Annotated in this window: 10 protein-coding genes and 1 pseudogene; 4 read left to right on the top strand and 7 right to left on the bottom strand. The window is 57.6% G+C overall.

Features of this window, described 5'->3' with window-relative positions; genetic code table 11:
* Positions 1-106: 106 nt before the first annotated feature.
* A pseudogene (gene rhlB, locus C4S72_RS02200) lies at positions 107-1,285 on the bottom strand (ATP-dependent RNA helicase RhlB); the annotation flags it as partial.
* 187 nt (positions 1,286-1,472) lie between these two features.
* Positions 1,473-3,590: an ATP-dependent DNA helicase DinG gene (gene dinG, locus C4S72_RS02195; protein ID WP_104001433.1), complete on the bottom strand. Its 2,118-nt coding sequence runs from the start codon at positions 3,588-3,590 to the stop codon at positions 1,473-1,475.
* Positions 3,591-3,711: 121 nt separating this feature from the next.
* On the opposite strand from dinG, the gene lexA reads away from it, so the two are divergent.
* Together lexA and C4S72_RS02185 are read left to right on the top strand one after the other, a co-directional pair.
* The gene (lexA, locus tag C4S72_RS02190; RefSeq protein ID WP_456085536.1) at positions 3,712-4,335 is read left to right on the top strand and encodes a transcriptional repressor LexA; all 624 of its coding nucleotides are present in this window, start codon (positions 3,712-3,714) and stop codon (positions 4,333-4,335) included.
* 20 nt (positions 4,336-4,355) lie between these two features.
* The gene (locus C4S72_RS02185) at positions 4,356-4,784 is read left to right on the top strand and encodes a SulA-like leucine-rich domain-containing protein (protein ID WP_104001431.1); all 429 of its coding nucleotides are present in this window, start codon (positions 4,356-4,358) and stop codon (positions 4,782-4,784) included.
* A 70-nt stretch (positions 4,785-4,854) separates the two neighbouring features.
* Here the strand turns inward: C4S72_RS02185 and C4S72_RS02180 are convergent, their stop codons facing one another.
* Both C4S72_RS02180 and topA read right to left on the bottom strand, forming a co-directional pair.
* A complete protein-coding gene (locus tag C4S72_RS02180) occupies positions 4,855-5,382 on the bottom strand; it encodes a DUF6586 family protein (protein ID WP_104001430.1) in 528 nt (175 codons plus the stop codon).
* Between the two features lie 18 nt (positions 5,383-5,400).
* Entirely contained in the window at positions 5,401-8,037 is a 2,637-nt protein-coding gene (topA, locus tag C4S72_RS02175) for a type I DNA topoisomerase (protein ID WP_104001429.1), read from the bottom strand.
* A 202-nt stretch (positions 8,038-8,239) separates the two neighbouring features.
* Here topA and C4S72_RS02170 point away from each other — a divergent pair, with 202 nt between their 5' ends.
* Positions 8,240-8,950 (top strand): DNA topoisomerase I, encoded by a 711-nt coding sequence (locus tag C4S72_RS02170; RefSeq protein ID WP_104001428.1) that lies wholly within the window; start codon positions 8,240-8,242, stop codon positions 8,948-8,950.
* A gap of 21 nt (positions 8,951-8,971) precedes the next feature.
* Here the strand turns inward: C4S72_RS02170 and C4S72_RS02165 are convergent, their stop codons facing one another.
* Together C4S72_RS02165 and C4S72_RS02160 are read right to left on the bottom strand one after the other, a co-directional pair.
* Positions 8,972-9,190 carry a DUF1653 domain-containing protein gene (locus C4S72_RS02165; RefSeq protein ID WP_104001427.1) on the bottom strand — a complete coding sequence of 73 codons (219 nt, stop codon included), beginning with the start codon at positions 9,188-9,190 and terminating at the stop codon, positions 8,972-8,974.
* A gap of 12 nt (positions 9,191-9,202) precedes the next feature.
* On the bottom strand, positions 9,203-9,706 hold the full coding sequence (locus C4S72_RS02160; protein ID WP_104001426.1) for a hypothetical protein: 504 nt from the start codon (positions 9,704-9,706) through the stop codon (positions 9,203-9,205).
* A gap of 80 nt (positions 9,707-9,786) precedes the next feature.
* On the opposite strand from C4S72_RS02160, the gene C4S72_RS02155 reads away from it, so the two are divergent.
* Positions 9,787-10,224 (top strand): universal stress protein, encoded by a 438-nt coding sequence (locus C4S72_RS02155; RefSeq protein ID WP_104001425.1) that lies wholly within the window; start codon positions 9,787-9,789, stop codon positions 10,222-10,224.
* A 40-nt stretch (positions 10,225-10,264) separates the two neighbouring features.
* Here C4S72_RS02155 and C4S72_RS02150 read toward each other — a convergent pair whose 3' ends face one another.
* The gene (locus C4S72_RS02150; RefSeq protein ID WP_104001424.1) at positions 10,265-12,166 is read right to left on the bottom strand and encodes an ATP-binding cassette domain-containing protein; all 1,902 of its coding nucleotides are present in this window, start codon (positions 12,164-12,166) and stop codon (positions 10,265-10,267) included.
* Between the last annotated feature and the right edge of the window lie 90 nt (positions 12,167-12,256).

Genomic DNA, 12,256 nt, shown 5'->3' with positions numbered 1-12,256 from the left:
CTTCGCTATCAGTGGCGGTGTCAGCCTCGGAGACTGCCTCGGAAACTTCGTCCTGCTGCAGCTTCTCAGCCTCGCTATGCGGCTGGGTTTCTTTTTCCAGCGGCTTCAGCAGTTCAGGATCCGGATGCACGCACTCGAGTTTGACCCCGGTTTCCTCTTCCACCTGCGGAATCATGAAAGAGTCATCCTCGCAGGCAAAGCAGATAGAAGTACCGGTAGCACCAGCACGACCGGTACGGCCGATTCGGTGCACATAGTCATCCGCATCATCCGGCAACTGATAGTTGATAACGTGAGTGACGCCATCGATATGAATACCACGACCGGCGACATCGGTTGCCACCAGCACCTGGATCTTGCCGCTGCGGAAATCCTCAAGGGTTTTCAGACGTTTGTTCTGCGGAATCTCACCGGACATCAGCGCCGCGCGCAGGCCATCCTTACGCAGCTTCTCCGCCAGGGAACGGGTTTCATGGCGACGGTTACAGAATACGATCGCCCTTTCGATACCGTTGACCCGGAGATAGTTGATCAGCAGCTGATATTTCTCATGGCTCGAAACCAGGAAAACCGTCTGCGATACGTTATCGGTCGTCTTGTGCTCCGACTCAATCTCGATGTGTACAGCATCCATGGTCCACTGACGCGCAAGACGCATCACATCTTCGGTGAACGTCGCGCTGTAGAGCAGCGTCTGACGCTCAGGCCCCTTACGTGGAGTCTGACGGATAATGGTACGCACATCCGGAATAAAGCCCATGCTCAGCATTCGGTCCGCTTCATCCAGGACCAGCACTTCGATGTTGTAGAGATCAACCTCTTTGCCGCGCACGAAGTCAATCAGACGCCCAGGTGTCGCCACAAGAATATCCACGGGGCGCTCAGAGAGCTGCTTACGCTGACCATCGTAGTCCATGCCACCGACCAGAGAGACCACGTTCAATCCGGCGTAACGGCACAACCCTTCGGCGTCGGAGGCGATCTGCAGCGCCAGTTCACGGGTCGGTGCGATAATCAGTGCACGTGGCTCTGCCAGCTTGCGCTCACCCTCAACGCCGAAATCAAGCAGATCGGTGATAATACCGATCAGGAAAGCCGCGGTTTTACCGGTACCGGTCTGCGCCTTGCCGATAATATCCCTGCCCTCGAGGGCAGGTACGATAGTCTCCGCCTGGATCGGTGTACAGTACTGGAAGCCCTGGTCAGCAATCGCGTGCAGCAGCACGTCCGGCAGGTTGAAGTCGTGAAAACGCCTTTTACCCTCTGCCGGAGCCACCTTGAACATGGCGGGAGTCCAGCTCTGCTGCTGCGTATTTTTCTTCGCAGTGGCAGGCTTGCGAGAACGACGCCGACGACGCGGCTTACGGTTATTATCGCCACCCTTTTCGCCGCTCTTGTCGCCGCTGGTGTTTTCCGGATTCGGCTGGTTTTTCTCTTCTGTACTCAAAGGACTACCTATGTAATTGGTCGAATCAATATGCTATTTCGCGACGAAATGGCGGCAGAGAATCCAGTAGCTGACGGCCGTAGCGCCGGGTCACCACACGGCGATCCAGCAGCACCACTCGCCCACTGTCCTCTTCGGTGCGCAGCAAACGCCCCACCGCCTGAGTCAGGCGCATGGAAGCGGTTGGCACCGACCAGTCGGAAAACGCATTCCCGCCCTGCTGCTCAATCCACTCCGCCAGCGTGGCGTCAACCGGATCATCCGGAACGCCAAACGGCAACTTGGTGATAATAACCTCGGTCAGATATCCACCGGGCAGGTCTACCCCCTCCGCAAAGGAAGCTAGACCGAAAATAACGCTCGGCTCACCCGCATCAACTCGCTGCCGGTGACACCGCAATATCTCCTGACGGCTCTGCTCGCCCTGAGCAAGCACCCTATTCTTAATGGATTCAGGCTGGCGTTCAAGGGCTGTCCTCATTTGGCGCCAGCTACTGAACAGAACCAGTGCTGCTCCAGTGTCCGCCAGCCGGGCTGTGAGGATCTCCGCCACCTCTTCGGTATGCGCCTGAGGATCGCGGGGATCGGTACGCATGGAAGGCACTTCCAGCACCCCCTTATTATAGTGATCAAAGGGGCTCTGCAGCCGCTCGCAGAGGGTGTCTGCCGGCAGGCCAAGCTGTTCGAGCTGGCGATCAAAACGCCCCAGCGCCGTCAGAGTCGCCGAGGTCACTACAGCGCCAAAACAGACATCCCAGAGATGCTCCTTAAGCGTATCCGCCGAAGAGACCGGCGCACTGCGCACCTCAAGATCTGTCAGGCCGTTGTTATCAACCCGGGACACCCAACGAGCTGTAGGCGAGCGCCCTTCCAGATCCTTGGTGGCATAACTGCGTGCCAACCAGCTGAGCTGTTGAACGCGGCCCCATAGGCGCCCCAACTGCGGATACCAGCGCTCGGCTAACGCTCGATCCACCTCTGCAATTTCGCCCTCCATCGCCTCTCGCAGCACAGAGACCACCTGCTCGAGGTGCTGGGACACACGCTCCGAAGCACTGGTAAGGTCGCGACAGGAAAGACTCAGCGCTTCAGGCACTCGCCCCTGCGGAAAGCGAACACGAGTACTCGCCTCCTCACTGTCGAACAGTGCATGTAGCGTCGGATCAATCTGTTCAAGCGTCAACAGTGCGTCGCTGACCGGCCGCTGCAGCCTTTCGGAAGGATCGCGAAGCGCAATTGCACCGCCGGCCTCATCGACAAGCGCTCCCAGCTTTCGGGGAATCCCCTGCAACAATTTCTGACTGGCGCCAAGGCGCGCGGAAAATGCAAAGTGACCGCTAGCCTTGTCAGCCAGGTGGTGTCCCTCGTCGAAGATATAGATGGTGTCAGCGGGGTCCGGCAGTATCGCGCCGCCACCAAGGGCCAGGTCCGCCAGCACCAGATCGTGGTTGGCAACGACCAGTTGAACGCTATCCAGCTGTTCGCGAGAACGGTAAAACGGACAGGCAGAAAAGTTGACGCAACGGCGATTGCTGCACTGCATGTGATCGCTGGTCAAGGGCCGCCAGATCTGATCATCCAGCGTATCAGGAAGGTTATCCCGATCCCCATCCCAACGCCCGGAAGCCAGCTTGTCGACCAGTTCCCTGTATAGAGCGCGGGTCGCGGGATCGAGTACTTCGGCTTCTTCATCCTCGTACAGCGCCATCTGACCAAGATCGCCCTGACGCTCAAGGTGCTGCTCGATCTTGTTGATACAGAGGTAGCGACCGCGCCCTTTGGCAAGCTGGTAATCGATAGAAATACCCGCGTGCTCTATAACCTCGGGAAGATCCTTGTTGACCAGTTGCTCCTGCAGCGAAACCGTTGCCGTGGACAGAACCACCTTCTTCTTGCGCGCAGCGGCCACAGGCAACACAGAGAGCAGATACGCGATGGTTTTACCGGTACCTGTTCCCGCTTCAACAACGGTTACATGCTTTTCGCCCAGGCGCTCACCCTTTTCGCCGCAACCAATACCTGCGAGTCCCCGGGCAATAACAGCGATCATCTGTTTCTGGGCGCCACGCGCTCTCAGCCCCTTACTTGCCAAAAAGCGGCTGTAAGCAGACTGAATGTTTTCTTTAAGCGCCTTGTCCAGCAAACCTGGAACCTCCTGGATCGAAACGGCGGGCATCATAGCAAGAGCACGCATATTAAAACAGACGATAGCTTGACGCAGAAAAAATACTGTATAAAACTACATGTACTGTATAAATAGACATATGACGATGAAACTGACCAAACGCCAAAGCGAAGTACTCGACTGCATCCGCCGCCATATCGATGAGACCGGCTACCCGCCGACACGCGCCGACATCGCTCGCGATCTGGGTTTCCGCTCCGCCAACGCCGCAGAGGAACATCTCAAGGCACTGGCACGTAAGGGCGCCATCGAAATCACGCCAGGAACATCCCGAGGCATCCGGCTGCCGGAAACGCAGCAGGAAGCAGCCAACGAAGGCCTGCCCATCGTCGGCCAGGTCGCCGCCGGCGAACCGATCCTGGCGCAGGAACATATCGATAATTATTGCGCCATCGGGGCAGAGTTCTTCCGCCCAAGCGCGGATTATCTGCTGCGGGTTCGCGGCATGAGCATGAAAAACATCGGCATTCTGGATGGCGACCTGCTTGCAGTCCATCAGACACCAGAAGCCCGTGAAGGCCAGATTGTAGTAGCCCGTATCGGCGACGAAGTCACCGTAAAGCGTTTCCACCGCGAAGGACAGATGGTCTACCTGATTGCAGAGAACGAAGAGTTCGCACCGATCGAGGTGGACCTGGCTGAACAGGAACTTCAGATCGAGGGACTGGGCGTCGGTGTAATCCGGCAAAGAGCCGACCTTTAAAGACAGACAGAGGTGCCAGCATGTACGCATCCGCAATAGATTACAGCGCTAACCCTACCCCGGCTCAGGTGCCCCAGCAGGGCGGCCAGATCACCGGACGGGTCACCGAGATCATCCAGCACAGCAGAGAGGTATCCCTCTCTCCCCTGCTGTTGCCAATGCTGGCACAACTGAGCCGCCAGAATCGCTGGCTGGCCATCGTTGGCGCCCCGGCAGAGATCACGCGAGAATCTCTGGCGGAAGCGGGTGTGGACATGGAACATCTCTGGTTTCTCAAACCAAGCCGCAAGCACTCCACCCTGGATCTGGCCAGCAGAGCACTAAAGGCACGCACCTGTCACGCAGTAGTATCCTGGCATCCGGATCTTGACGAGGCGGGAATGGGACAGCTGCAACTCTCTGCAGCCTGCAGCGATACTCAGGGAATTGTTGTTCGCGGCGGGCACTAAGGCCCGCCGGCATTGAAGCGCAGCAGCTAACAGCGACTGACAAGCAAGTGAGAATCGGCTGAAAAGCCGATCACCACTCCAGCATGGAGCTGCGCAGACGCTCGACCAACAGATCGAGCGCGGCAAACCAGCTACGATACTCCTCCAGCACGGCCGGATCCTCGGAGTGATCGGGATTTACCTGAACCACATGAATTTCAGAAAGGCTTTGTGACTGGTCAGAACGTTGCAGATGCCCATCTCTAGCCGACCAGCAGGCATCGTAAGCTCGATAAAGACGGCTTAACCAGCTTTCCCTGGATTCAACCAACTGAGCCAGCTCACTGGCTTCAGGAGCCTCCTGCCCGGTCTGTTCCAGCTGCCGCTGAAGATCCCCTACACTGCTGACCGCAGACGCATCCAGCCGATAGCGCTCCGCGATCTCACGCAGAAAAGAGTGTACCGCCCCAGTCAGATGAAAGAGCACAGACTCATTGTAGGATTCGACCAAGCCATGCCTGTTCCAGCTGTTGCTGACCAGGGAGGCGTCCAGCGCCTCCAGGTGCAGACGGACGAAGCTAAGCTTCTGGTTGGTCCTCGATAGATAGATGTCGCTCATCCAGCCTCCTGTCGGCCGCTACTTTTTCTTGCGCGCATGTTCTGTGCGCCAGTGGCCATCAACGTAATACGCGCGCCACCCGGTAGCTTTACCATCCTTCTCCGACATCACATATTGCTCTTTGGTCTTGCGGCTGTAGCGAACCACCGCCGGATTGCCCTCTTCATCCTTCTCCGGCGCATCCAGCAGATAGTGATACTTGGGGTCAATATCGCTGCGATGCGGGATCAGCTCACTGACCAGCGGCGCACGGGTTTCCCGGTTTTTCGGGAACTGACTGGCCGCCAGGAACAGGCCACTGGCACCATCACGAAGAACGTAAGTGTCATCCACCTTCTGACACTGCAGTTCGGGCATAGGTACCGGATCGATCTTCGGCGGAGCCACCTCGCCGTTTTTCAACAGCTTGCGAGTGTTCTTGCAGTCGCCATTGGTACAGCCGAAGAATTTACCGAAGCGACCGGTCTTCAGCTGCATCTCGGAGCCGCACTTGTCGCACTCAATCACCGGGCCATCATAGCCTTTGATCTTGAAGCTACCCTGCTCAACCTCATAGCCCGGGCAATCCGGGTTATTACCGCAGACATGCAGCTTACGCTCGGCGTCGACCAGGTAGGCCTCCATCGCTGCACCACAAAGATCGCAGCGGTGCTTGTTACGCAGGATACGGGATTCCTCTTCGTCATCCCCATCCACGCTGACCACCTCATCGCCAGGAATCAGGTTGATCGTTGCCTTGCAGCGCTCTTTCGGCGGCAAGTTGTAACCAGAACAGCCCAGGAACACACCGGTACTGCCGGTGCGAATCATCATTTTGCGTCCACATTCCGGGCAGTCGATGTCGGTGGGCGTCGGCGTATTCGGACGCATACCCTCTTCAGGATCCTGCGCCTGCTCAAGTTTCTTCTCAAAGTCGGTATAGAAACGGTTCAGCAGTTGCTTCCAGTCCATATCGCCCTGAGCCACCTCATCGAGGTATTCCTCCATGCGGGCGGTAAAACCGTAATCCATCAGATCTGAGAAGTTTTCGCTGAGACGTTCGGTGACGATATCGCCCATCTTGCGGGCATAGAAGCGACGCGCCTGAACTTCGACGTAGCCACGGTCCTGAATCGTCGAAATGATCGATGCATAGGTCGACGGACGGCCGATACCGCGCTTTTCCAGTTCTTTTACGAGGCTCGCTTCGGTGTAGCGCGGCGCCGGCTTGGTGAAGTGCTGTTTCGGATCCAGCGTCTGCAGCGCCAGCGCTTCGCCCGGTTTTACGTCCGGCAGGATCAGGTCTTCGTCGCTCTTACCCTTGCTCGCCATGACGCGGGTGTAACCATCAAACTTGAGGATACGACCCTTGGTGGTCAGTTCGAACTCGCCGGCTTTAACCTGCAGGCGTGTGCTGAGGTAACGCGCCGGAGTCATCTGGCATGCCAGGAACTGACGACGAATCAGGTCATACAGACGCACAGCGTCCGCATCCATGCCCACCAGGGCATCCGGCGCCATGTTGACGTCAGAGGGACGGATCGCCTCGTGCGCTTCCTGAGCGCCCTCTTTGGAGCTGTAACGCACCGGATCCGCCGGCAGGTATTCGTCGCCAAACGCTTTCTGAATGTGTGCACGACAGGACTCAACCGCTTCAGCGCTGAGATTCGTTGAGTCGGTACGCATGTAGGTGATGTAACCCGCTTCGTACAGACGCTGCGCCAGGGTCATGGTTTTCTTGACGCCGAAACCGAGACGCGTACTGGCAGCCTGCTGCAGGGTCGAGGTGATAAACGGCGCTGAAGGCTTGCTGCTGGTGGGTCGGTCTTCCCGGTTGACCACTTCGAAAGACTCGGAGCGCAGAAGCTTGAGCGCCGCTTCCGTCTCGTCTTCGTTGGTCGGGCGGAAGTTAACGCCTGCCTGCTTGACCACCTGAAGGCGCAACGCTTCCTCTTTCGGCGTCAGCGCATCGGCATGCACTTCCCAATATTCTTCGGGTACGAAGGCTCGGATTTCCCGTTCACGCTCGACGACGAGCTTTACGGCAACGGATTGCACACGCCCTGCAGAAAGGCCACGGGCGACCTTTTCCCACAGCAGCGGAGACACCATGTAGCCAACGACACGATCAAGGAAACGCCGCGCCTGCTGGGCATTCACCCGGTTCAGGTCGAGCTGCCCCGGCTCCTCGAACGCTTGTTTGATCGCTTTTTTGGTGATTTCGTTGAACACCACGCGCCGAAAACGCGAATCATCGCCACCGATCGACTCACGCAGGTGCCAGGCGATCGCCTCCCCCTCGCGGTCCAAATCGGTCGCGAGATAGATTTCATCAGCCGAGCGGGCGAGCTTTTTCAGCTCATCGACCACTTTTTCCTTGCCGGGCAGAATTTCGTAATGAGCATCCCAGTCGTTCTCAGGGTCCACACCCATCCTGGCGACCAACTGCTCTTTCGCCTTGCGCTTTTTGTATTCCGCCTTGTCTTCCGGCGACATCTTACGCGTCAGCGCCGCCTGTTTGGCGCGCTCCTTGGGATCGCTCTTGGTCGCACTACCACTGGTCGGCAGATCGCGAATATGACCAACACTCGACTTCACCACATACTGGCTGCCAAGGTACTTGTTGATCGTTTTCGCCTTTGCCGGCGACTCCACAATAACGAGCGTTTTACCCATCAAAAAAAATCCTTAAACAAACTAAATCCGACCCCGGAAGCTGCGTGCATATATAAGTGTTGCCTCAACAGGGGTCAAGCAAAGGCGTAAAATCGGCCATCCTGAAGGAATTTATAGATAACGGCCGCTACATCGCAAAGTCAGCGCGGGCACTTTATACTTCATAGCGCTAACTGTCTCTTTTTTCAGAGTGCCAAAGTTGATGCTGTCAGACAATCTACTCTATGTCGTGCTTATCGCCCTGGTCGGTCTTGCCGCCCTTGCGGTGAATTATGTCATCACGACACGCGAGGAGCAGAACAAGTTTCGCGCCAACCGCCTTAAATGGCTGAAACAGCAGTCCGAACACACCTTGAATGCGCTCGCCGTACTCAAAGAGGTTGGCTGTCGGCCGGACATCATCGACAAGCTCAACCAGCACGCCATGTCGTTGATTGAGGAGATCAACGCCCTGGCGCCGGACTCCGATCTGATGACGGAGATCGCCCGCTCCAAGGAGTCCACCGACCGCATCCAGAAGCGACCCGGCGGTCTGGACAGCGACCGCGCCGTGCGCCGCGCCCAGATCTACCTCAACTTCGCCGAAAAGCTGCTGCTGGAGATGGGCAAGAAGGGGCGACTGACCCCGCAACTGGCTCTGGCTTACCAGCAGGAGCTTTACTGGCTCAATGTCTCCATGGTTACCGAGGCCCACATCAACCAGGCCGAAAGGATGCAGAAAAAGGGCGAACGTCACGGCGCCCTGGCCCACTACAAGCATGCCAAGGCCGTACTGGTTCGCGCCACGGTGCCACAACAGCAGAAGCAGGCATTGCAGCAGCGTCTGCAGCAGGAGATCGACAAGCTCCAGCCAAAACGCGATTACGGCGCCGGAGCGCTGGCGGACTCACTGGATGACTACCTGAACCAGTAGTTCGCCCGCTACAGATGCCCCTCAGATCGGCTCGAAGCGACCGACCTCCTTCCCGCTTTCCAGCACAACCTTTTCAACGAACATTGCGTAAGGCCTGACCCAGAGACGAAAATCGCCATACAGCGTTCGATAGACGACCATCCATTCCTCGGTTTCCGAGTGACGCGCAAGCCCTATCACCTCGTAGTCCTTGCCCTTGTAATGACGATAGATACCCAGCGGCAATTCCGGCACATTCATCGGCAATCTCCTTTATATCCTGGCTTCAACAAGCGGATCGATAGCATTTTTGATTCGGTCAAGGGAGGCTTCATCCCGTTCGCGCCAAAACACATTCAGGTGGATCGGCGTTGACTCCAGCGCTATGGCATCGTCCGGCAGCGCCTGCAATGTTTCACAGAGCGGCCTCAGGCGGTCGTCTGATAGACGGCCCTCACCTGTGATCCAGCTCCAGCCTGGCGGCAGACCATCCTGAGCCAGGGTTTCGCCACGACAGACATGCCAGCTCACCCAGTTATCTTTCTGCCGACTGTTGAGATTGGTGCGCACCTGGCGGTAAACGGGAACACTGAGTGTCTCAGCTTCCATTTCTCCTTTCTGACGCGGCATTTTCAACTGGGCAATCTGCACCTGAAAGCCCAGCTTCCGTGCCTTCAGGCGCAGGTTTGCCTGGAACCTCTCACGCGGACTCGGCATGACCCACATCACCGAACCCACCAGAGATGACACCACCAGGATGATGATTAACCATTTCATGATGTTATTATCCTTAAAGAGAAACTAAAAAACCCGGTCGTACCCCGCGGCCGGAGTCCAGTCGACAAGGAGCCCAGACTATGGCCCGTTATTCTCGAATTCTGCTTGCCATCGATCTGTCCGAAGAGTGCCCCCAGCTTTCGGATCGCGCAGTTGAGCTTGCCCGCATGAACCAGGCGCAGCTCAGCCTGATCCACGTGGTCGAGCCGCTTAGTTTTGCCTATGGCGGCGATGTGCCCATGGATCTCTCCACCATCCAGGAACAGCTGGACGAACATGCCCGCAGCAAGCTCAGCGCCTATGCCGAACAGCTAAGCTACCCCGTAGACAAGAAATTCGTTGTTACCGGCAACACCGAAACCGAGATCCACCAGGTCGCCAGCAACGAGGAAACCGACCTGATCATCGTCGGCAGCCACGGCCGTCACGGCCTCGCGCTGCTGCTTGGCTCTACCGCCAACGGCGTGCTGCACGGTGCGCCCTGCGATGTACTCGCGGTGCGCGTCAAGAAAGACTGACAGATCTTCAGTTAGCTATCCGTCTCACTGGCAGGCCGGGTCAAGCCCCGGCCTGCATCTCCTCCAGCTCCACCCAGCGCTCCATCAGCGCCTCCAGCTTGAGCTCCTGGGCACTTAATGCCTCAAGTCGCTCAGTGACATGCGCATGGTCCTGGCTGTAGAAGTCAGCCGCACTGGTTTCCGCCTGCAAGGCTTCCAGCAGAGCTTCGGCCTCTTCCATCTGCGCAGGCAAAGCATCCAGCTCGCGCTGGAGTTTGTAGCTCAACTTGCGCCCCGCCTTTGGCTTATCCGCAGCTTTTGCCTGCTTAGCCGCCTCCGAGGCTGCACTGCCGGCAGGTTTTACTGAAGCGGTAGCGGCAACCCGGCGCTGGCGCAGCCAGTCCTGGTAACCGCCCACATATTCAGAAACACGCCCCTTACCCTCGAACGCCAGGGTGCTGGTCACTACATTATCGAGGAAGCGACGATCATGGCTGACCAGCAGCAGCGTGCCCTCATAACTGAGAAGAATCTCTTCGAGCAGCTCAAGAGTTTCCATATCCAGGTCGTTGGTGGGCTCATCCAGCACCAGCATGTTGGCCGGCTGACTGAACAATCGCGCCAGCATGACACGGTTGCACTCACCACCGGAGAGCGCCTTCACCGGGGTGCGGGCACGTTCAGGACTGAACAGGAAGTCCTGCAGGTAACTGATGATATGCCGGTCACGCCCGTTGATGGTGATACTTTCACGACCACCGGAGACATTATCGATAATGGTTTTTTCCGGATCCAGTTGGCCACGCAGCTGGTCAAAGTAAGCCACCTCCAGCTTGGTACCGAGGCGCACCTTACCCTGATCCGGCTGCAGTTCACCGAGCAGGATCTTCAGCAGCGTACTCTTGCCGGCACCGTTCGGGCCGATCAGACCAACACGGTCACCGCGCTGAATGGCCAGAGTCAGATCCTGAATGATCGTCTGTCCTTCATAGGCATGGGAGACCTGCTCCAGCTCCACCACCAGCTTGCCGGATTTGGACGCGTCCTCAAGATTAAACTGGGCGCCGCCCTGACGTTCACGACGCTCACCGCGCTCCTCGCGCAGTTTTTTCAAGGCGCGGACGCGGCCTTCGTTGCGGGTGCGTCTTGCCTTGATACCCTGGCGAATCCATTTCTCTTCCTGGGCCAGCTTCTTATCGAATTCAGCGTTACGGCGCTCCTCTTCCTGGAGCAACGCCTCCTTCTGCTCCAGGTACTTGCTGTAGTTACCCGGGAAAGAACTCAGGTGACCACGATCAAGCTCGATAATCCGCGTCGCCAACCGGTCCACCAGGGCACGGTCATGGGAGATAAACAAGACGCCGCCGCGGAAGGCGAGGATCTGCTCCTCCAGCCACTCGATGGTTTCGATATCCAGGTGGTTGGTAGGCTCGTCGAGCAGCAGCAGGTCAGGTGCCTGCACCAGCGCAGCACCCAGAGCCGCACGGCGACGCCAGCCGCCGGAGAGCTCGGCCATGGTCTTGTCACCGGGCAGAGAAAGACGGTTCAGAATCGTCTCAACGCGCTGTTCCAGGTGCCAGCCGTCGCGAGCTTCCAGCTCATGCTGCAGTTTCTCCAGCTGCGCCAGGGACGCCTGATCATGACTGTTCGCCAGCGCCTCGTACTCGCTGCGCAACCGCACCACTTCCGCCAGGCCGGACATCACCACATCTTCAACGCGGCGCTCATCGGCCGCCGGCAGCATCTGCGGCAGTTCCGCAATACGAATAGCAGGATCCTGCCAGAAGGTACCCGCATCCGGATGCTGAATACCGGATACAACTTTCAATAACGTGGATTTCCCGGCGCCGTTCAGGCCAACCAGGGCGACGCGTTCACCGGGATCGATCTGCAGATTGACATGATCCAGCAGCGTGCGTGTCCCGAAACTCACACACAATTCATCAAATTTAATCAGCGGCATAAAACGTCATGCACTCTTTTCAGTTTCAAGCGCGCTAGTCTACCTGAAACAGGGGGGGGAAATGAAAAAGCCTCAACGATCGCACATTCA

Source organism: Marinobacterium lutimaris (assembly GCF_900108065.1).
In the GTDB taxonomy this organism is placed as follows: domain Bacteria; phylum Pseudomonadota; class Gammaproteobacteria; order Pseudomonadales; family Balneatricaceae; genus Marinobacterium_D; species Marinobacterium_D lutimaris.
This window is presented reverse-complemented; position numbering and strand designations above follow the sequence as displayed.

Excerpts from the sequence above, each read along its gene's own strand:
- lexA (WP_456085536.1), top strand. The coding sequence starts at position 3,712 with ATGACGATGAAACTGACCAAACGCCAAAGCGAAGTACTCGACTGCATC.
- C4S72_RS02185 (WP_104001431.1), top strand. The coding sequence starts at position 4,356 with ATGTACGCATCCGCAATAGATTACAGCGCTAACCCTACCCCGGCTCAG.
- C4S72_RS02180 (WP_104001430.1), bottom strand. The coding sequence starts at position 5,382 with ATGAGCGACATCTATCTATCGAGGACCAACCAGAAGCTTAGCTTCGTC.
- topA (WP_104001429.1), bottom strand. The coding sequence starts at position 8,037 with ATGGGTAAAACGCTCGTTATTGTGGAGTCGCCGGCAAAGGCGAAAACG.
- C4S72_RS02170 (WP_104001428.1), top strand. The coding sequence starts at position 8,240 with ATGCTGTCAGACAATCTACTCTATGTCGTGCTTATCGCCCTGGTCGGT.
- C4S72_RS02165 (WP_104001427.1), bottom strand. The coding sequence starts at position 9,190 with ATGAATGTGCCGGAATTGCCGCTGGGTATCTATCGTCATTACAAGGGC.
- C4S72_RS02160 (WP_104001426.1), bottom strand. The coding sequence starts at position 9,706 with ATGAAATGGTTAATCATCATCCTGGTGGTGTCATCTCTGGTGGGTTCG.
- C4S72_RS02155 (WP_104001425.1), top strand. The coding sequence starts at position 9,787 with ATGGCCCGTTATTCTCGAATTCTGCTTGCCATCGATCTGTCCGAAGAG.
- C4S72_RS02150 (WP_104001424.1), bottom strand. The coding sequence starts at position 12,166 with ATGCCGCTGATTAAATTTGATGAATTGTGTGTGAGTTTCGGGACACGC.